This is a genomic window from Sphaerochaeta sp. PS, assembly GCF_032144095.1.
GTDB lineage: Bacteria > Spirochaetota > Spirochaetia > Sphaerochaetales > Sphaerochaetaceae > Sphaerochaeta.
In genome coordinates, this window is the sequence record NZ_JAVSNJ010000009.1 from 1 (window position 1) to 18,501 (window position 18,501).

Here is an 18,501-nt window from a genome sequence, read left to right on the forward strand (position 1 = left end):
AAAAAGAACGGCTTTCGGTCATGGTGACCGATGCCATCAAACAGATGATAGTTACTGAAAACCTGCAGCCTGGTGACAAGCTCTATAGCGAAAAGCAGCTATCGGAGAAACTTGAGGTTAGCCGTTCTTCCATACGAGAGGCCCTTCGCATGCTTGAGGTCTCTGGCCTTATCAAGGTCTACCAGGGCAAAGGGGTGTTCATCACAGAACCGGAGAATGCAGACATCCCCATCAAGAGCTGGGTAGTGGAGAATGCAGACTCCCTTCGCGAACATTTTGAAGTACGCCTTCTCATTGAACCCCATGCTGCAGAAATCGCTAGCCAGAAGGCAGATGAGAAAGAGATCAAGGCTCTTGCTGAACTCTATAAGACCTTTGTGGGTCATGTGCAGGCTGGGGATGTCCACCAGGCCATTGCATCCGATGGTGCGTTTCACCTTGCCATAGCAAAAGCTACTGGGAATAGGACATTGATCGTGCTGATGCGTACCATGGAGCAGACTCTCAACGAAGGTTGGTATGCAAGCCTGCATGTTCCAGGGCGCCTTGAATCGTCCATTGCAGAGCATGGTGCACTGCTCCATGCCATCGAAGAGCATGACTCAGGTGCAGCCTGCCAGGCTATGACGAGTCATTTGCAGAATGCACTTTCCGATATTCAGCACTATTTCGGGACTCTATGAAAAAAGGTTTGACAAACGGGTGGAAGAGGGGTTAGAGTTATTTTAACTTGTCAGATATCTGATAAGTTAATCTTAACTTGTAGGTACCTCATGCCAATCCATATAACCACCCTTATTGAAAATTCACTTGGAGAACATACTGGCCTCAAAACCGAGCATGGTCTCTCTTTCCTGGTTGAGACAGGGGAGACGACTGTTTTGTTTGACGTAGGAAGAAGTGATGCCTTTCTCCATAATGCTAAGAAACTCTGTAAAGACCTATCGAACGTACAACATGTAGTACTCAGCCATGGCCACTACGACCATACAGGGGGTTTCCGTCCATTTGTCGAACTCTATGGTTCCGAGGGATACACCCTCTGGACTGGGAAAGGGTTCCTTACCGGCAAATACGGCAAGTTCAACGCTTCATACCAATATTTGGGTAATGATTTCAATGAAGACTATCTTGTAAGGAACGGTGTCTCTCACCATACCGTTACAAAGAAGCATACGCAGATAGCCCCAGGGGTTTGGGTGGTTTCTGACTTCTCCAGGACCCATGCACAGGAGGTCCCCAATCCCAGATTTGTCAAGCTGGAAGAAGGATCCATGGATTTTTCTGCAGATGATTTTTCTGATGAGGTCATGCTGGTCATTGAAACCAAGCGGGGTTTGGTACCCATTGTAGGGTGCGCACATCCTGGCATCCTCAATATGCTTGATTCGATAGAGGAGTCATTTGGGCAACCCATCTATGCTCTCCTAGGTGGGACGCATCTGGTTGAAGCCGATGAAAAACGGACACAGGATACCCTCTCTGATTTCTTTGAGCGTGGGATCGCTCTGTTGGGAATTTCCCACTGTTCGGGTGAGAGGGCAGTAGAGCTCGCCCTTGCACATTCCCATAGTAATTTTCTCAGTTGCACAGGGTCAACAATTATCCTTGAGGGATAAGGAATATAGATTGGTAGGAGGACGAAAGCATGGCAGGTTGGTATCTGTTTCTCGTAATTATTGTTGCTATCGTAGGAATGATTCTCTTGATTTCAAAATTCAAGTGGCATCCATTCATCGTTTTGTTGTTGGCTGGATATTTTGTTGGAGTATTGGGAGGAATCCCTGTTGATACTCTGATCACCACGTTGACCTCAGGCTTTGGTTCAATCCTGGGAAGCATCGGAATTGTCATCATTGCTGGTACTATCATTGGTACCATCCTTGAGAAGACCGGTGCAGCCCTTACCATGGCAAATGCAATCCTCAATGTGGTTGGAAAGAAACGGGCACCCCTTGCCATGAGCATTACTGGCTACATTGTAAGCATACCGGTATTCTGTGATTCAGGGTTTGTCATCCTCTCTCCCATAAACAGGGCTCTTGCAGCAAAATCCGGCATATCATTGGCGGTTATGGCAACCTGCCTAAGTTCGGGCCTCTATGCCACACACTGCCTTGTTCCGCCAACACCCGGTCCGATTATCATGGCAGGGACCCTGAATGCAGACCTCGGCTTGGTGATCCTTGTTGGGCTGTTGGTATCCATTCCCGTCATGTTGGTCGGCTATGTGTACGCCCTAAAGATTTCCAGCAAGTTTGACATTCCGGCCAATCCAGAAGTCTCCTTGGAAGAACTGGTTGAAAAGTATGGCAAGCTTCCCAATGCCTTGCGCTCTTTCGCTCCGATCTTGCTTCCCATACTCTTGATTGCACTGAAGTCCATTGCCGATTTCCCTTCAGCTCCTTTTGGGCCTGGAATGGGAAAAAGCTTCCCGGATTTCATCGGTAACCCTGTTACCGCACTGATCTTGGGTGTAGGCCTTGCAGTGACCTTGATTCCCAAATCAGAGAAGAAAGGAACATCATTTGCTTGGATCAGTGAAGGCATCCAAAGCTCTGCCAGCATCCTGGCCATCACTGGCGCCGGTGGTGCCCTTGGTGCGGTTCTGAAGAGCCTTCCTATCGCAGAAGTGCTTTCCGGTAGCTTGGTTCAGATGAATGCAGGGCTGTTGATTCCCTTCATCATCGCTGCCTTGCTCAAGACGGCAATGGGTGCTTCCACGGTCTCGATGATCGTAACTTCGGCTATGATGGCTCCTCTGATGGGTCAGCTTGGCTGGACTTCCGAGATGGCAAAGGTGCTTGCACTTCTGGCCATCGGTGCTGGTTCCATGACCGTTTCCCATGCCAATGACAGCTACTTCTGGGTTGTTTCACAGTTCTCCGACATGGATACTGCAACAGCCTACAAGACCCAGACTGGTGTAACGTTGGTCCAGGGAATTACCACCCTCATCATACTGATGATAATGGGTATTTTCTTCCTGTAACCAATGCTATGATTGTCATAATGGTGTCGGCAGAAACCCTGTCGGCACCATTTTCGATAGAAGGAGTAGGGAATGGATCCAATTGCCTGGTACTATCAAAGGCGGTCTCTCAATGCCATGGTGCAGAACAACTGGAAAGAGGCTGAACGTTTTCTTCTCAAGCAGATTGCCCACCAGGGGTATTCAATGGGTCTGCACTATAATCTTGCCCTCATCTATCTTGGACAGGAACGCAAGAAGGAAGCATATGAGACCCTTCTTGCATGTGTTGATACCTATGGGGAGAGTCTACGCCTATGCAGAATGCTGGGCGATATCCAGTATATGACTGGCGAGCGGATTGAAGCCGTCCGATGGTACACTTCCGCTCTTGCTGACAACCCAAACGAGAAGGAAACAAAACTCATCACCGCAAGGTTGCTCGTCCTTGCGGACGAAAACAGGTACCACCAAGTCTTGGAAAACCAGAAATCGGTCGAGCAGGCAAGAGCCTTGCTTGAAAAAGAGCCTGAACAGGCTCTTGGGCTCTATCTTCGTGTGGTTGAGGATGACCCAACCCATGTGGAGGCGTTGAACAACCTGGGCACCCTCTATCTGGATGTTCTCCATGATGCAAGGAAAGCTGAGTCCTATTTTACCCAGGTCCTTGAGTTGGTAGATAGCAGTGCAGCTGCAAGAAACCTCGCTAAGGCCAGGATACAAAAGAGCTGAACCTTACCTGTCATACGTTCTTCTTATCCAGTCCCACCAGATAGATCTCGAAGGAATCGTCCCTGCAGGCCTTTGGCTTGAAGGGCTTTACCTTTGCAAAGAAGGTGCGCATCTCCTTGATGATCTCGACTTGCCCACCGCCCTGGAAAATCTTTACCACAAGATTCCCATGCTCCCTCAGATGCTCCTTGGCAAGGAACACCACCTGCTCTGCCAGGTATTCGCTACGGGTGGTATCAACAGCACGGTTTCCCATGGTCATGGGAGCGACGTCGCTGATGATGGCATCATAGGGACCATTGTCGACCAACAGGGAACGTATCTCCTTGCTGAAGGCATCTCCAACAAAGGATGTAACGGTAGGGGGGACCGGGTCAAGGTTCAGGGGATTCAGGTCCACTGCAACGATCCGTCCTCTGCCCTTGAGCAGTTCCTTGTGGGTATAGAGGGTCCATGATCCAGGGGCTGCCCCTACATCGAGCACGACATCCCCGGGTTTGACAAGATTGAAGTTCTGTTGGATCTCTTCCAGCTTATAGACGGAACGGGCAGGGTAGCCCTCTTTGTGTGCACGTTTTGTGTAGGAGTCTGCACGATCTCTTCTGCTTGTAGCCATAGAGAGACTATAGCAAAAAAAAACCGTAGCCGGAAGGGCAAAGAGAAGGTGCCAGCGAATTATTATGGGGTGGGGAGAGAGTTTCGCTGGCACCTAAGAAATCACACTTTAAGGAGGTTTGAAAAAAACTGTTGCTCTGTTCGTCTATCACTATGCAAGAGCCATGCCAACTTATAAAAACTATACTTTGAGATATGGTATATATCTGTAAGCCTATAAGATTTACATGTATGCCTTTAGCATACTGTGAAGAAAAGTTACACTTGTACATTTCTGCACACCTTGTCCTAGTACGACACTAGCCTATAGCCCCAAGATTTTCTTTTCCTACAGTTTCAAATCTCCAGCCTCCGACAACTCTATCCCTGCCAATGTCCCTGTTTCTTGGAACAAGAGCTCCCCCTTCCTGTCCTTGAGGGTTACCACGATCGTCCCCATGACGCTCTCCTGAATGATCCGGTCCATATTCCCCTGGCGGGGGGCTGTGAGGTAGGAGGCAGGGCCAAGAGAAGCAGCGAATTCCAGTAGGTATCCTTTTTGCCGGATGACGATCCTTGCATGGGTGCCATCCTGTTCCAGTGTGAGTATTTTTGCGTTTGTGTAGGTCCCAAACCGTATCAGCTTTCCTGGCAATTGCAAAAACCCCAGGAAGCCTGTGAAGGTGTTCCCCAGGAATGGGATATTCGCCACAGAAAGCATGCAACAGACCCCATCGGAAGGAAAGAGGTTGGATTGCATCCATATCCATGCAGAAGGAAAGGAGGAACCCCAATCCTTCTCGATATACCCAACCCCTCCAGAATAGGTTGTCTTCTTCCCGTTGAGCAGGAGATCTCCCTCCAATGCATGGTGGGTGGAAACGACAGCATGAAAGCACTCCATGAAGGGGACAAAGGCATACCACCCCATTATCCCGGGCTTTGCCAAGGAGACTGGGTATGCTGTGGTGTCCAGATGGTGTATCTCAGCCTTGAGGCTCAGCTCTTCCCATGCAAGGTCCACGGAGATCCCATCCAGGGTGAAATGGTTGGCTCCAATGGTGATGTCCAGTTTTTTTTCATCGGCCTTGAACGCTTCATAGGGAAACCGGACATACCAGCTTTTTCCTGCCCTGCTGCTGATGACTTGGATAAAGGAGTGATTCTCTTCAGTTTTTGCACCTAGTGCCACACCAGGTATCAGGGCGATGACCTCCCCTTCAATTGCCATCTTGAAGTACCACCCTTCAAAATAGCTGTGGGTTTTACCTTTTCCCTGGAATACAGAGGGGTGCAGTAGGGTGCGTATGCTCATGGTTTTCTCCTCGCCAGGGACGTAAGCCCTCTTCAAGGTTTTCATTGTAACGGCTCTGGGCTAAGGATGAAACAAAAAATATTTGGAATATATTTTGGATGTTGGACAAAAAAGGAGGGTGCCAGAAGTGGATTGGGATATCTTCTTGGCACCCTGTCGTTGTAAAGGAGGAGTATGAAAAAACTGTTGCTCTGTACAAATATATATGCAAGAGCCGTGCCAACTTTTCCAGTTGATTGGAGAGCCCATTTGCAGGTTCTTCCAGATTGGGCTGTGCAAAAAATGCACATGTGTTCTATTTGTGCAGTTCTTACACAATTGACGAAGTGCACTTTGCTCTATATTTTATCTGCATGAACAAGAAAACCCTACTCAACCGGAGATTCCGGGATAATTCCTATAAGAACCTCACCTTGAAGCTGGTGATCATCAATGCCCTGGTCTATCTTCTTACCAGCATGCTCTACCCTGACAGCACCTACTACCTAGCCATGATCCCATCGCTTGTTTTGAAAGGGTATGTGTGGCAGCTGTTTACCTACATGTTTGTGCATGGGGGGTTTTCGCACCTGCTGTTCAATATGATAAGCCTCTATCTGTTCGGTACCATGGTAGAGCAACGGGTCGGGAGCAAGGAGTTCCTGCTCTTCTACCTTTTGGCTGGCCTGTTCAGCGGAATCCTCAGCTTTGTCAGCTACTACCTGTCCGGTACGAATGTCATCCTGCTTGGGGCATCGGGGGCCATCTACGGGGTGTTGCTGATGTTTGCTGTCTTCTATCCCTATGCGAGGGTATTTGTCTTTGGGCTCATACCGCTGCGCGCCCCCACGTTGGTTATTGTCTATACAGCCATCGAGCTCTACAGCCAGGTCTTCAGCAGAGGCGGAGATGTTGCTCACCTGACCCACCTCAGCGGGCTGCTGTTCGCATACCTCTACTGCCGCATCAGGATGAACATCAATCCGGTGGATGTCTTCAGACGGACACGCTAGTCCAGGATCCCGTACTGGGTACGTATCTCCTGGTACCGTTTCTTGATGACCGTATAGATGATGTCCAGCTTCTCGTCGTGGTGAATGAAGGCTGACTTCATTGCATTGATCGTGATCTTCTCCAAATCCCGTAAGGAGAGGTTGTAGTACTCGACTGCAATCTCCATCTCCTTGGTGAGGTTGGTATCGCTCATCAGGCGGTTGTCGCTGCAGAGGAACACCCTGAACTTGTTTCTGAACAGGATGGGGAAGGGGTGACGGGCATAGTCTATGGCAACCCCGGTTCCCACATTGCTGGTAAGGCACATCTCCATGGGGATACGTCGGTCAAGGATGAAGTTGGCCAAGGAACCCATCTTCTCTATGTGGGTTGCCTCGATGTTCATATCCTCGATGAGGCGGGTGCCGTGTCCGATCCTATGCGCTCCACAGACCTGGATGGCCTGCCAGATTGACTCAACCCCAAAGGCTTCCCCTGCATGGATGGTTATGTTGAAATTCTTGTTCCTGATGTATTGGAAGGCCTCAAGGTGTTTCTTGGGGGGATGGCCACTCTCGTCCCCGGCAAGGTCAAACCCCACAACCCCCCTGTCACAGAAGGCCACTGCCAGCTCTGCAATGGCTAAGGAGAGTGCTGGACTCTGGTTGCGCATGGCACAGAGAATGAGCCCCGATGGCATGCCTGTCTCCTTCTTTCCCCGCTGCAGGCCATCAAGGACAGCCTGTACAGCATCTCCTTGGCTCAGGCCTTGTTGGGTATGCAGGTCAGGGGCGAAGCGAATCTCGGCATAGCATACATGCTCTTTCGCAAGGTCTTCCACAGCCTCAAAAGCGACGCGTTCCAAGGCTTCCTGTGTCTGTAGGACACTGGTTGTTACCGAGAATGTCTCAAGGTAGAGGGTGAGGCTTTTCTGCTTGCATCCTCTGACAAACCAGTCTTGCAGTTGTTTTTCATTATCATAGGGAAGCTCAACGTTGTACTTCTTTGCCAACTCCAGGATGGTCCCTATCCTGAGTCCCCCGTCCAGGTGGTCGTGCAATTCCACTTTTGGCACTTGCTGGATAATTTCTTTTGTCAACATGGCTCCATCATACAACATACCTGTATTGTTGCGCAAATCGAAAATAGGACATTTCCCCTACGAATCCCCCAATTTTGTCGACTCGACCAGATCTCTCTGTACATTTTGCAAAAAAATTGAGATAATACAAGAAATTAAAGCAATTCTTTCCCACGTAGCAAGGAGATATTTTACCATGGCAAAAAACATTGAGAGTCTGAACAAGAAACTGCTTGCAGCTGCCGTGTCAGCAACCAAAGTAAAGGAGATCAAGGCTCTTTTGGCTGAAGGTGCAGATATTCACGCCCAGAATGAGTGGGGTCTCACACCAGTCATGCTTGCTGCCCAATACAACCCTTCTGCGAATGTGCTCAAGGCCCTGCTGGAAGCTGGGGCTGACATCCAGGAAGCCGAGCCAAAGTACCGCTCCAATGCCCTCCACCTTGCCGCAAACAAAAGCAAGAGTCCCAAGATCATAGCAGAACTGCTGGCTGCTGGCGCCGACCTCAATGCCCGCAACTACCTTGGGGAGACCGCCCTCATCCTCGCTGTCAATACCAATGAGGAGACACGTGTGGTTTCCGAGCTTCTGAAGGCAGGGGCTGACATCAATGCCCGTGACTATCAGGGCCATTCGGTCCTGGAGTATGCCAAGGCTGCCAAACGCACCTACATCATCACCCAGCTGAAGAAGATGGGTGCCTCCTGACAACGTGGGTAGGTTCTTCTGTAGGAAGTTGAACAACACCAGAAACAGCAAGAGCCAACATTGAAGCAACCAAAGTTGGGAGAGGCTTACGAAACAAGAAGGGGATTCCAGTGGAATCCCCTTCATCATGCTATACCAAATCATGCTCTTATTCGTCTTTCTTCCACTCATGCTCCACGATGTTGGCATCGATCGCATCGGTAAGGCTCTTGATGAGGCTCTTCATCTCCTGGGTAATGGTATCCAGGTCAAAGGAGAGTGTCTCTTCAAGATTGCTTCTGAGCTTTACCTCAACCTTGCCTTCCTTGAGCGAGCGGTTTCCAACGGTGATGCGGATAGGAAGGCCGATGAGGTCTGCATCGGCAAACTTCACACCGGCAGATTCTTTGCGGTCATCATAGAGCACTTCGATTCCACTCTCGGTAAGGGCCTTGTAGATGTTCTCTCCTACCTCGGGGTCCTTCACAAGGCTTACCAGATGGATCTGGTAGGGGGATGCGGTAATGGGCAGTGCCATGCCGACCTCGTCGGAATACTCCTCTGCAAGACAGGCAAGCAACCTTCCCACCCCAATTCCATAGGATCCCATGATGACAGGCTTCCTGGCACCGCTCTCGTCCTGGTAGAAGCAGTTCATGGCTTCGCTGTAGCGGGTTCCCAGCTGGAAGATATTGCCGACTTCGATTCCCTTTGAGGATGCAAGGGGCTCGCCACAGTGTGGGCAGAGCGTTCCCTTGGTCGCACTGGCAATGTCTGCAACCAGGCCGGTGTAGTCCCGTCCAAAGTTGGTGTTCAGAAGGTGGTAGCCTTCCTGGTTTGCCCCAGCTACCAGGTTGTTGCCCTTTGCAACAGAATCATCGACGACGACCAGTACATCAGCATCTGCTCCGATAGGGGAGCCGTAGCCTGGGACCATCTTCTTTGCAAGGATCTCTTCGGTATGGGCAGGGCGAAGGGCATTTGCCTTGCAGGCGTTCTGCAGCTTGTTCTCCTCCACATCCATGTCGCCACGAATGACGCCGACGATCAGTTTTTCCTCTTCATCGCCATTTTCTGGGTCGATGAAGGTTCCTACCATGAATACGGCCTTGGCTGTCTGGTATGTCTCGATCTTGAGGAAGGCGGCTAGCTCGTCGATGGTCTTGCACTCGGGGGTAAGCACCTTCTCCAGGGCTTTCATCTCCTGCTGGTAGTAGGTCTTCTTGAAGGTGGCAACCTGGCGGTTTGCAGTGTAGCCGCACTCATTGCAGGTGATGATGGTATCCTCTCCGATGGAGGAGAGGTACATATATTCATGGGAGACCTTTCCCCCCATCATGCCACTGTCTGCACCAACGACGATTACTGGCAGGCCACAGCGGCTGAAGATCCTGAAATAGGCCTTGTAGTGCTCGGCATACTGCACTTCCAACCCTTCCTGGTCGCGGTCAAAGGAGTAGCTGTCCTTCATGGTGAACTCGCGTACCCTGATGAGTCCTGCACGGGGACGGGGGTCGTCACGCCACTTGGTCTGGATCTGGTAGACAAGCTGGGGAAGGCGTTTGTAGCTGTCGATCTCGCCACGGGCAATGTCGGTGACAGCCTCTTCGTGTGTCATTGCAAGCACCATGTCACGGCCACCACGGTCGACAAACCGGCTCATCTCCTTGTCGATGCTGTAGAAGCGACCGGTCTCCTTCCATATGTCGGCGGTATTGACCAGAGGCATGAGCATTTCCTGAGCCCCGATGTTGTCCATTTCCTCGCGGATGATCTGGCTGATCTTCCTGATCGAATTGAACCCGAAAGGCAGCAACGAGAAGACCCCGGCACCCATTTGTCGGATAAAGCCTGCACGAAGCAGATATTCATACCCCTTGCTGTCTGCACCGTTTGGTGCCTCACGAAGGGTCTTGGAAAATAATTTGGACATGCGCATGCTGATATGTCTCCTCTTATGGCTAGAACAACGCCCATTGTAACAAAACGGCCATCCCTTCTCAAGGTATGAATGTCAACAAGCTTTAACTCTTGGCTTCTTGCATGCTATACTCCGCCCATGAATATCAGCAAATATGAGAAGGAACGCAGACAGGTTGCTGCGTTCATGACCCGGTTGTATGATCGTCAGCTCACGACCGCCAGCGGTGGAAACATCAGCCTGCGCATAAGCGATGAGCTGTTCTGTATTACCCCCTCTGCCTTGGACAAGGGCCTTCTCACCTTTGAGGAGATAGCGGTGGTAACGATGGATGGACAGAACCTTACCCCTGACCTTCCGCTGAGCATCGAGACGGAGATGCACCGCCTCTCCCTCATTGCCCGCCCCGGTTGCCGCGCGATAGTCCATGCTCATCCCACCTACACCTCAGCCTTCACAGCGATTACCAAAAGCGGCATGTGTGCCATAGACACCACCATGATAGCTGAATCCTACTATATCCTTGAGAAGCCTGTGATGGTCGAGTATTGCCTGATGGGGACTGTCAACCTGGCTGAGCAGGTGGCCATACAGGCCTTCGACCACTCGGTGCTCCTGTTGGAAAACCACGGTGCGGTTACCTTGGGCAAGACGATGCTTGAGGCCTTCGACAAGATGGAGCTGCTCGAACGGGCTGCCCAGATGACCGTCATAGCTGCCCAGATGGCAAGCCGTGGCTGTGATGTCTCAACCCTGGATGAAGCGCGTTGTGCCCAGCTGATGCGCATGAAATATGGAACCAAATAAAAGGAGAAAGCAATGCTTGATGTAGACCAACTGAAGCAGAAAGCTTTGGAGATTCGAAAACTGACCATCGAGGAGATCGGGAATTTCGGCTCTGGCCATATTGGAGGAAGCATGTCCATAGTCGAACTGCTGACCTACCTGTATTACCATGAGATGAGGCTCGACCCCTCCAATCCCAAGAAAGAAGACCGTGACCGGTTTGTCTGTTCAAAAGGCCATGCTGGTCCTGCTGTATATGCAACCCTTGCAAGCAAGGGGTATTTTCCCATTGAAGAGCTGAAGACCCTCAACCAGGGTGGGACAAAGCTTCCCAGCCACTGTGACATGACCAAGACAAAAGGGGTCGACTTCACCGGTGGTTCCTTGGGTCAGGGCTTCAGTGCCGCGATAGGTATCGCCCTGGGCCAGAAGATACGCAAGATCGAGGCGAACACCTTTGTCGTCGTCGGCGATGGTGAGAGCCAGGAGGGCCAGATTTGGGAAGGGGCAGCGACTGCAGCCCAGTGGAAGCTCGGCAACCTCATCGCCTTCACCGACTTCAACCGCCTGCAGCTCGATGGCTACACTGAGGACATCATCAGCATGGAAAACATCGACACCCGTTGGCTTGGGTTCAACTGGCATGTGCAGCGCATCAACGGCCATGATTTTGCCCAGCTTGACCGCGCAGTCCAGAATGCCAAGAAGGTGGTCGACCGCCCCAGCATGATCATCATGGACACCGTGAAATCCTATGGATTCATCCCAGGGGAAGGTATATCGGGCAACCACAGCATGGCCTACGACATGAAGACAGCCACCAAGGCAGTGGAAGCCCTCTATGACCGTGAAGGAGGAAAGAGATGAGAGATACCAGCACGATTGATAATATGAGAGATGCCGTCATGGCTGCCATCAGCGACCTTGCAACCGAGCATTCTGAGGTTGTCATGCTCGATGCCGACCTCTCCAGCTGCATCGGCTCCGGTTCGTTTTGCAAGGTATTTCCCAACCGGTTCTTCAACTGCGGGATTGCTGAGGCAAATATGATCGGGGTGGCCGCTGGCCTTGCCTCCATGGGCCTCGTTCCCTATGCCCACACCTTTGGCTGCTTTGCCTCCAGAAGGGCGTATGACCAGTTCTTCCTTTCGGTCGGCTATACTGGCCAGGTAGTGCACGTGGTCGGAAGTGACCCGGGCATCACAGCCCAGCTCAACGGCGGGACCCACATGCCCTTTGAGGATATCGCCCTCATCAGGCAGATCCCAGGGATCACCATCATCGACCCGAGCGATACCCAGAGCTGCTATGAACTGATGAGGCAGGCCTATGACCTGAACAAGAGCTCCTATACCCGTGCTGCCAGAAAGGGTGCGAGCCATCGCTATCCTGTTGGCACCAAGATCGAACTGGGCAAGGGCATCGAGCTGAGCCAGGGTGAGGATGTCGGTATCTTTGCAACCGGTGAGGTGATGGTCAACGAGGCTGAGAAGGCTGTCCAGATCCTTGCAAAGAAGGGTATCAAGGCAACGCTGGTTGACCTGCACACCATCCGCCCACTCGACTACGAACTCATCACCAAGGTAGCCAACCGCTGCAAGAGAATCCTTGTATGTGAGAATGGCCGCTATGCTGGTGGGGTAGGAGAGGCTGTGGCTGGCTATCTGGTAAAGACCACCCCTGTTCCTATGGATTTCGTCAGTGTGGGCGAGCAGTTTGGTGAGGTAGGAAAACTAGACTATCTTGCAAAGGTATTTGGTTTCACAGCTGACAACATTGCAAAGAAGGCCGAGGAGCTGACCAGGCGATAGGGGTGCATTGATTGGAAAGTAGAAAAGCAGGCCAGAGATTCCAGGAGGAACCACTGGCCTGTTTTCTCTCCTACTGCTAAGGCCCTATCCATGGTACAATCACCCACATGAAACTAGAATTGGAAACCATCCCTGTATGGGATGGAGTAAAAAGCAGCAGTGAATGCTATATCTGTGACCTGATGGCTGAGGCCCAACGCTATGCCATCTCCTTCTACCTGGGTAATTCGGTGATGAATCCCGAGACCCGGGTTCGCGTCAATGAGCACGGCTTCTGCCCCAAGCATGCCCAGATGCTCGTTGCTGCCAACAAGCCGCAGGGTGTCGCCCTCATGACCGATACCTATCTGGCGATGACCCGCACCAAACTTGAGAAACCGTTCAACGCTCTCTTGGGTGCAAAGAGTGCCAGGCAGGCCAAGAAGGCGATCGACCAGTTCAGCGAACAGTTTGCCGATCGGGAAAAGGGATGCCTCATCTGCACTTCGATGCAGGACCGCTTGGACCGGTACTACTACACTACTGCATACCTCTGGGGCCAGGATGAAGCTTTTCGGGAGGCCCTTTCCGAAAGCAAGGGGTTCTGCCTCCATCACTACCAAGGTCTGCTGGAGAAATCGAAGGAAGCGCTTTCCTCCTCTGTCCAGCCGGGCTTTGTCCGTGCCCTTACCGAGCTGGAACTGAAAAACCTCGACAGGATAGCCAAGGATGTCTACTGGATGACCCAGAAGTACAAGTCAGAGAACATGGACAAGGATTGGCTTGGTTGTGAGGATGCCCACAAGCGTGGGGTGGACAAGATGACCGGCAAACATAGGGTCATTGACCCTCTGTGACCTTGGTAGGTTTCTGTTTCTTCTTGGGCTTGCGCTTGGTCGGTATGTTCAGCGAGAGCTGGAGGTGATTTTCCTCTCCTTCAAGTTCCCGTTGCTTTAGCAGTGATGAGGTGTGCCCACTTCTGCTGAAATGGAAGTAGTCGAGCTTCTCCCCGTTTGAACGGTAGATGAGGATGTAGTCTTTCTGGTGGAGGAAGGCTACACCCAACACAAGGTTGCACCCCTCTTTTTCCAGTCTTCGCAACTCCTCAAGCTGCTGCTTTCCCAGATAGTCCTGGTTGAAGAGGATGGCCAGTGGCCGGTTTTCCTTCCTGTCATGGAGGAGGATGTCCACCTTGTCATTCCCAACCGAGGCAGAGAGGTCTATCTTCATGTTCTGGGGCAGGGTGAGGTAGCTTTTGCTGCTGGGGTCGAGGGAGAACCCGAGAACCTTGCAGAGGGTCCTGTGCAGGTGTGATGCAAATGTGTGGGCAATACTGACCTTTGCCTTTGGCCATGCGAAGAGCTCCCCGTCCTCCTCTATGAGGTGTTTCAGGGCCTCTTCAAATGCTTCGAACAACTGTATGTTGGTGTATTGCCTACTCATCTGTCGATCCTACTTGAAGTCCACTGACCAGTGCATCTCACTGACCTTGGATATGGTCTGGAATATGGAGCAGTACCTGGTGGCCGTCTCGAATGCCTTGAGGAACTTCTTCTCGTCGACAACACCGGTGGCAGTTGCGGCGATCGTGCACTGCTCAAGGGTAGTGGGGCTCTCTTCCCGCTTGGTCCCGTCTATTTCAAAGGAGACATGTTCCCAGGAGACTTTCATCTTGACAGCCAGGTCCACGAAGGTGCTGAACAGGCAGCCTGAGAGGGCTCCCAAAAGGTAGTCGTAGGGAGATGTCTCCCCGATGGTAAATGTTTCGCCCTTATCGGTGGTGAACTGGTGGGTACCAGGTACGAAATCTGCACGTATATGTTTTTTGCTCATAGGTAACTCCTTGATGTCCCTAGTATAGCCCGTTATACCCTTTGAGTTCCAGTGAATTTGTCCTTTGCCGGGTTAACATGTACCATGCAGTGCTTTACCTGGGGGAAGTTGATCTCAATTGCGTGGTGAACCCTCTCTGCAATGGCATGAGCCTGAATCAGGCTTTGGTTCCCTTCGGCTAGGATTTCCACATCAACATAGGCCCTGGAGCCAAACATGCGGGTCTGCAGCAGGTCGACGCGCAGCACACCTTGCTGGTCCTCGACAACCTTGCGTATCTCTTGGACAACCTCGTCGGGACAGGCGTGGTCGACCATCTTGTACATGCCGTCATTGAAGATGTCCAGCCCTACCTTGAAGATGAACAGGGATATCACTATGGCGGCGATCGAGTCGGCAACGGGGATGCCAAGGCGGGAGCCGATGATGCCGATCAGGCCTGCCGAGGTTGCCAGGACATCACTTTGGGAGTCGCTGGCTGAAGCCATCAAGGCAGAGGAGCCGGTCTTCTTGGCAGCACTTCTGGTATAGAGGAACATGATCTCCTTGATGATGATGGACCCGATGGCAGCGATGGCAGCCAGCACCCCAGGGATTGGGAGGTGTTTGTACGACCCCGTAAAGATTTTCCCCACGCCCTCGACGAAGAGGCCGACACCAAGGGCCATGACAATGCCGGAAACCAGGATGGAGGCGACACATTCAAGCCGTTCGTGGCCATACTGGTGGTGTTCGTCAGACTCCTTGGCAGCGGCCGACACCCCGATGATCACTATGACAGAACCCACCACATCACTGGCATTGTTGATGCCGTCGTTGATCATGGCTGCCGAGTGGGCGATAAATCCTATGGCAAGTTTTGACACCGAGAGGAAGGCATTCATGAAGATGTTTGTCCGTGAGGTGTTCATTGCAAGTTTATGGTTTTTGTCTTGGGTCAATCTGTTGGGCATCTCCTGTAATCCAGTGCAAGAATCCTTACACTTTTGTATCGCTCCAACGTACTCGCTGTCCATTGCTTTGTCAAGCAAAGACCGGAAGGGCAAGGAACTGTTGCCTGGTAGCGCAGTGTTTTTTGTTTTGGGTCTAGCCCTTTTCCCTATTTCAGATTTGGAACATAGCCTTTCCTAGATGCAAATTCAAACAATTACACTGACATGGTGGTTGTAAAGGGTATATGATAGCAGACATTCCCTCTGGAAAAAGCAGTGCAAGATGCGCTCGTACTCAACAACAAGGCTAAGGAGAGACCTATGCAGCCAACAGGACAGGATAAGCTCACAGGCAAGGAGAATCTGACACAGGTCATCAAGTTTGTGCTCTTCTCGATCTCTGCCGGCATCATACAGGTGATCGTGTTCACCATCATGGAAGAGCTCCTGCACATAGCCTATTGGGGAAGCTACCTCACAGCCCTCATAGCAAGCGTCATCTACAACTATACTGTCAACCGACGGTTTACCTTCAAAAGCATCAACAACATTCCTTTGGCCATGACCCAGCTCGGGATCTACTATGCAATCTTCACCCCCCTCTCAACCTGGTGGGGGGCAGCCCTGGTGGCCATAGGCTGGTTCGACTACATCGTCCTTTTCCTGACCATGGTGATCAACCTGATCACTGAATACTGCGTCAACCGTTTCGTCATCTACCGCACCTCGATGAATACAAGGGACGCCCAGGTCAAAGAACATGCACCAGAGTCACTTTCCTAGAAAATGCACTGTTCTCCAGCATTCATTTCTCTGATTTCACTAGGGGCTCAAATGCTTTTGTTCCTATACAAACAACTCCTGTATCTCCTGGAATGGAGCCACCCAATGATGCCTGGAGGATTGAAAGCCAACACCCAACGGCTGAGGTCATTGGACAGGGAAGGGTCTGGAACATTGCCGTCCTCTACAGGCTATATAAAGAAGAACCTGGTTTCCCAGGTTCCCCTCTTAATTCCATTGAATTTTCTTATTCCTTTGGTTTCGGATAATCAATTATCAGATGCAGGTCATCAAGCTGCTGTTGGTCCAGGAAGGATGGAGAGTCATCCATCGGGCTGACCCCCGCAGTATTCTTCGGGAATGCGATCACCTCATGGATGGAAGTCTCATCACTCATGATCATCACCATCCTGTCGATGCCAGGGGCGATGCCACCGTGTGGTGGGGGTCCATACCTGAAGGCATTGAGCAAGAAGCCGAAGCGCTCCTCTGCTGTCTCATCATCGAAGTTGCAGATGCGGAAAATACGCTTCTGCAGTTCGACATCATGGATTCGGATAGATCCGCTTGCGACCTCATACCCATTGAGTACCAGATCGTACAGATCGCCCTTCACGCTACCCGGATCTGATTCCAGTGTGTCGAGATACTCGGTCTGGGGCATGCTGAACATGTGGTGTGCAGCTTCCCAGTGCCCCTCTGTCTCATTGTACTCAAAGAGCGGGAAGTCGATGATCCAGCAGAACTCAAAGCCCTTGCGGATCAGGTTGAGGTCCTTGCCCAGCTTGGATCGTACAGCACTGAGGCTGGCACAACAGCGCTTCCAGTTCTCATGGGCAACAAAGAGGATGAGGTCCCCTTCCTTTGCCTCGAGCTTGGAAACCAGTTCCTCTTCCAGTCCGGCGAAGAACTTGCCTACACCACCGGAGAGGACATTGTGCTCGCCCACCTTGATCCAGGCCAAGCCTTTGGCCCCGTAGATCTTTGCAGCATCCTCAAGTTCGGTGATGAACTTGCGGGAGAACTCGACCCCTTCGGTCTTGGGTGCACAGAGGGCCTTCACGAAGCCTCCTGCCGCAACAATGTCCTTGAAGGTCGCAAAACTGCTCTTCTGGGCGATTTCATTCATGTCGGAGATGGGTAGGTCAAAACGGAGGTCGGGCTTGTCACAACCATAGGTATTCAGGCTGTCATTGTAGCTGAGCCTGCGGAAATGGACAGGGAGGTCGACGTTCATCACTTCCTTGAAGACATGGCCGAAGAGCCCCTCCATAAGGGAGAGCACATCATCCCGCTTGACGAAGCTCATCTCCAGGTCAAGCTGGGTAAACTCAAGCTGGCGGTCCCCACGGGAGTCCTCGTCGCGGTAGCAACGGGCTATCTGGAAATACTTGTCGAAGCCGCCGACCATCAGGATCTGCTTGAAGAGCTGGGGGCTCTGTGGCAGGGCATAGAACTTTCCGGCGTAGAGGCGGCTGGGAACTACAAAGTCGCGGGCTCCCTCCGGGGTGCTCTTGATAAGGGTAGGGGTCTCAATCTCGTAGAAATCCCTTCCTGCGAGATATTTCCTGATGGAGAATATGAAGTCATGGCGAAGCTTGAGACGCTTTTGCATCCCTTGGCTGCGCAGGTCGAGATAGCGGTACTTGAGGCGGAGGTCCTCTCTCGTTTCCTTCCCATCATCAAGGAGGAATGGCAGTGGGGCACACCTGGAGAGGATCTCGATCTTCTCAGCCTTTACCTCAATCTCCCCTGTAGCCATCTCAGGGTTGACCATGGAATCGGGGCGAAGGCGTACGAAGCCTGTCACTGCGATGCAGAACTCCATCCTCAGCTCATTGGCCACGCTCTGCAGTTCGGCTGAGGCATCGTCATCCACCACCACCTGGGTAATTCCATACCGGTCACGGAGATTGATGAAGTGAAGCGAGCCATGGTTACGGTCTCGGTGGACCCATCCGTTGAGGACAACTTGTTTGTTGTTGTCTTCCTTGGTCAGTGCTCCGCACGTCGTTGTTCGTTGAGAAAACAGTTCTTCTGCCATACGCGGTCCCCTATCGGGCCTCCTTTGGAAAGTATTCCCATCCTATACTAAGGAGGTCA

General features: G+C 51.7%; 19 protein-coding genes. 11 read left to right on the forward strand and 8 right to left on the reverse strand.

Annotated features, from left to right (window positions below):
* From ROJ03_RS08680 to ROJ03_RS08695, 4 genes are all read left to right on the forward strand, one after another.
* On the forward strand, positions 1 to 683 hold a 683-nt coding region (locus ROJ03_RS08680), incomplete at its 5' end, for a FadR/GntR family transcriptional regulator (RefSeq protein ID WP_313726635.1).
* Positions 684 to 773: 90 nt separating this feature from the next.
* A complete protein-coding gene (locus ROJ03_RS08685) occupies positions 774 to 1,619 on the forward strand; it encodes an MBL fold metallo-hydrolase (protein WP_313726636.1) in 846 nt (281 codons plus the stop codon).
* A gap of 29 nt (positions 1,620 to 1,648) precedes the next feature.
* Positions 1,649 to 2,992, forward strand: coding sequence for a GntP family permease (locus ROJ03_RS08690; RefSeq protein WP_313726637.1), 1,344 nt, complete (start codon positions 1,649 to 1,651; stop codon positions 2,990 to 2,992).
* Positions 2,993 to 3,064: 72 nt separating this feature from the next.
* Positions 3,065 to 3,703: a tetratricopeptide repeat protein gene (locus ROJ03_RS08695; protein WP_313726638.1), complete on the forward strand. Its 639-nt coding sequence runs from the start codon at positions 3,065 to 3,067 to the stop codon at positions 3,701 to 3,703.
* A gap of 10 nt (positions 3,704 to 3,713) precedes the next feature.
* Here the strand turns inward: ROJ03_RS08695 and ROJ03_RS08700 are convergent, their stop codons facing one another.
* Both ROJ03_RS08700 and ROJ03_RS08705 read right to left on the reverse strand, forming a co-directional pair.
* The gene (locus tag ROJ03_RS08700) at positions 3,714 to 4,319 is read right to left on the reverse strand and encodes an RlmE family RNA methyltransferase (RefSeq protein WP_313726639.1); all 606 of its coding nucleotides are present in this window, start codon (positions 4,317 to 4,319) and stop codon (positions 3,714 to 3,716) included.
* Positions 4,320 to 4,646: 327 nt separating this feature from the next.
* Positions 4,647 to 5,612 carry a tocopherol cyclase family protein gene (locus ROJ03_RS08705; RefSeq protein WP_313726640.1) on the reverse strand — a complete coding sequence of 322 codons (966 nt, stop codon included), beginning with the start codon at positions 5,610 to 5,612 and terminating at the stop codon, positions 4,647 to 4,649.
* A gap of 353 nt (positions 5,613 to 5,965) precedes the next feature.
* Between ROJ03_RS08705 and ROJ03_RS08710 the strand changes: the two genes are divergently transcribed.
* Positions 5,966 to 6,604 (forward strand): rhomboid family intramembrane serine protease, encoded by a 639-nt coding sequence (locus ROJ03_RS08710; RefSeq protein WP_313726641.1) that lies wholly within the window; start codon positions 5,966 to 5,968, stop codon positions 6,602 to 6,604.
* Here ROJ03_RS08710 and ROJ03_RS08715 read toward each other — a convergent pair.
* Entirely contained in the window at positions 6,601 to 7,686 is a 1,086-nt protein-coding gene (locus ROJ03_RS08715) for an adenosine deaminase (protein ID WP_313726642.1), read from the reverse strand. The two genes, ROJ03_RS08710 and ROJ03_RS08715, sit on opposite strands and share 4 nt — an antisense overlap.
* A gap of 175 nt (positions 7,687 to 7,861) precedes the next feature.
* Here ROJ03_RS08715 and ROJ03_RS08720 point away from each other — a divergent pair, with 175 nt between their 5' ends.
* Positions 7,862 to 8,374: an ankyrin repeat domain-containing protein gene (locus tag ROJ03_RS08720; protein ID WP_313726643.1), complete on the forward strand. Its 513-nt coding sequence runs from the start codon at positions 7,862 to 7,864 to the stop codon at positions 8,372 to 8,374.
* Positions 8,375 to 8,522: 148 nt separating this feature from the next.
* On the opposite strand, the gene ROJ03_RS08725 is transcribed toward ROJ03_RS08720, so the two are convergent.
* Positions 8,523 to 10,292, reverse strand: coding sequence for a proline--tRNA ligase (locus ROJ03_RS08725; protein WP_313726644.1), 1,770 nt, complete (start codon positions 10,290 to 10,292; stop codon positions 8,523 to 8,525).
* A gap of 120 nt (positions 10,293 to 10,412) precedes the next feature.
* On the opposite strand from ROJ03_RS08725, the gene ROJ03_RS08730 reads away from it, so the two are divergent.
* The 4 genes from ROJ03_RS08730 to ROJ03_RS08745 all read left to right on the forward strand — a co-directional run bounded on the left by ROJ03_RS08730 (position 10,413) and on the right by ROJ03_RS08745 (position 13,707).
* Entirely contained in the window at positions 10,413 to 11,081 is a 669-nt protein-coding gene (locus tag ROJ03_RS08730; RefSeq protein ID WP_313726645.1) for a class II aldolase/adducin family protein, read from the forward strand.
* A 12-nt stretch (positions 11,082 to 11,093) separates the two neighbouring features.
* The gene (locus ROJ03_RS08735; protein WP_313726646.1) at positions 11,094 to 11,927 is read left to right on the forward strand and encodes a transketolase; all 834 of its coding nucleotides are present in this window, start codon (positions 11,094 to 11,096) and stop codon (positions 11,925 to 11,927) included.
* A complete protein-coding gene (locus ROJ03_RS08740) occupies positions 11,924 to 12,871 on the forward strand; it encodes a transketolase C-terminal domain-containing protein (protein ID WP_313726647.1) in 948 nt (315 codons plus the stop codon). Before ROJ03_RS08735 ends, ROJ03_RS08740 begins: the two co-directional genes overlap by 4 nt.
* A 107-nt stretch (positions 12,872 to 12,978) precedes the next feature.
* Positions 12,979 to 13,707 (forward strand): DUF6062 family protein, encoded by a 729-nt coding sequence (locus ROJ03_RS08745; protein ID WP_313726648.1) that lies wholly within the window; start codon positions 12,979 to 12,981, stop codon positions 13,705 to 13,707.
* On the opposite strand, the gene ROJ03_RS08750 is transcribed toward ROJ03_RS08745, so the two are convergent.
* The 3 genes from ROJ03_RS08750 to ROJ03_RS08760 are packed head-to-tail and all read right to left on the reverse strand — an operon-like array spanning position 13,691 to position 15,594.
* Positions 13,691 to 14,293 carry a hypothetical protein gene (locus ROJ03_RS08750; RefSeq protein WP_313726649.1) on the reverse strand — a complete coding sequence of 201 codons (603 nt, stop codon included), beginning with the start codon at positions 14,291 to 14,293 and terminating at the stop codon, positions 13,691 to 13,693. The genes ROJ03_RS08745 and ROJ03_RS08750 overlap by 17 nt on opposite strands.
* 9 nt (positions 14,294 to 14,302) lie before the next feature.
* Positions 14,303 to 14,683 carry an OsmC family protein gene (locus tag ROJ03_RS08755; protein WP_313726650.1) on the reverse strand — a complete coding sequence of 127 codons (381 nt, stop codon included), beginning with the start codon at positions 14,681 to 14,683 and terminating at the stop codon, positions 14,303 to 14,305.
* Positions 14,684 to 14,715: 32 nt separating this feature from the next.
* Positions 14,716 to 15,594: a cation diffusion facilitator family transporter gene (locus ROJ03_RS08760; RefSeq protein ID WP_313726651.1), complete on the reverse strand. Its 879-nt coding sequence runs from the start codon at positions 15,592 to 15,594 to the stop codon at positions 14,716 to 14,718.
* Positions 15,595 to 15,936: 342 nt separating this feature from the next.
* On the opposite strand from ROJ03_RS08760, the gene ROJ03_RS08765 reads away from it, so the two are divergent.
* The gene (locus ROJ03_RS08765; RefSeq protein WP_313726652.1) at positions 15,937 to 16,398 is read left to right on the forward strand and encodes a GtrA family protein; all 462 of its coding nucleotides are present in this window, start codon (positions 15,937 to 15,939) and stop codon (positions 16,396 to 16,398) included.
* Between the two features lie 247 nt (positions 16,399 to 16,645).
* Here the strand turns inward: ROJ03_RS08765 and aspS are convergent, their stop codons facing one another.
* Complete coding sequence (gene aspS / locus ROJ03_RS08770; RefSeq protein ID WP_313726653.1) at positions 16,646 to 18,442, reverse strand: aspartate--tRNA ligase; 1,797 nt, start codon at positions 18,440 to 18,442, stop codon at positions 16,646 to 16,648.
* Positions 18,443 to 18,501: the final 59 nt, after the last annotated feature.

Coding starts and splice junctions, on each gene's coding strand:
- ROJ03_RS08700 (WP_313726639.1), bottom strand. CDS start 4,319: ATGGCTACAAGCAGAAGAGATCGTGCAGACTCCTACACAAAACGTGCA.
- ROJ03_RS08765 (WP_313726652.1), top strand. CDS start 15,937: ATGCAGCCAACAGGACAGGATAAGCTCACAGGCAAGGAGAATCTGACA.
- ROJ03_RS08735 (WP_313726646.1), top strand. CDS start 11,094: ATGCTTGATGTAGACCAACTGAAGCAGAAAGCTTTGGAGATTCGAAAA.
- ROJ03_RS08725 (WP_313726644.1), bottom strand. CDS start 10,292: ATGCGCATGTCCAAATTATTTTCCAAGACCCTTCGTGAGGCACCAAAC.
- ROJ03_RS08740 (WP_313726647.1), top strand. CDS start 11,924: ATGAGAGATACCAGCACGATTGATAATATGAGAGATGCCGTCATGGCT.
- ROJ03_RS08690 (WP_313726637.1), top strand. CDS start 1,649: ATGGCAGGTTGGTATCTGTTTCTCGTAATTATTGTTGCTATCGTAGGA.
- ROJ03_RS08750 (WP_313726649.1), bottom strand. CDS start 14,293: ATGAGTAGGCAATACACCAACATACAGTTGTTCGAAGCATTTGAAGAG.
- ROJ03_RS08715 (WP_313726642.1), bottom strand. CDS start 7,686: ATGTTGACAAAAGAAATTATCCAGCAAGTGCCAAAAGTGGAATTGCAC.
- ROJ03_RS08710 (WP_313726641.1), top strand. CDS start 5,966: ATGAACAAGAAAACCCTACTCAACCGGAGATTCCGGGATAATTCCTAT.
- ROJ03_RS08755 (WP_313726650.1), bottom strand. CDS start 14,683: ATGAGCAAAAAACATATACGTGCAGATTTCGTACCTGGTACCCACCAG.
- ROJ03_RS08695 (WP_313726638.1), top strand. CDS start 3,065: ATGGATCCAATTGCCTGGTACTATCAAAGGCGGTCTCTCAATGCCATG.
- ROJ03_RS08730 (WP_313726645.1), top strand. CDS start 10,413: ATGAATATCAGCAAATATGAGAAGGAACGCAGACAGGTTGCTGCGTTC.
- ROJ03_RS08705 (WP_313726640.1), bottom strand. CDS start 5,612: ATGAGCATACGCACCCTACTGCACCCCTCTGTATTCCAGGGAAAAGGT.
- aspS (WP_313726653.1), bottom strand. CDS start 18,442: ATGGCAGAAGAACTGTTTTCTCAACGAACAACGACGTGCGGAGCACTG.
- ROJ03_RS08745 (WP_313726648.1), top strand. CDS start 12,979: ATGAAACTAGAATTGGAAACCATCCCTGTATGGGATGGAGTAAAAAGC.
- ROJ03_RS08760 (WP_313726651.1), bottom strand. CDS start 15,594: ATGAACACCTCACGGACAAACATCTTCATGAATGCCTTCCTCTCGGTG.
- ROJ03_RS08720 (WP_313726643.1), top strand. CDS start 7,862: ATGGCAAAAAACATTGAGAGTCTGAACAAGAAACTGCTTGCAGCTGCC.
- ROJ03_RS08685 (WP_313726636.1), top strand. CDS start 774: ATGCCAATCCATATAACCACCCTTATTGAAAATTCACTTGGAGAACAT.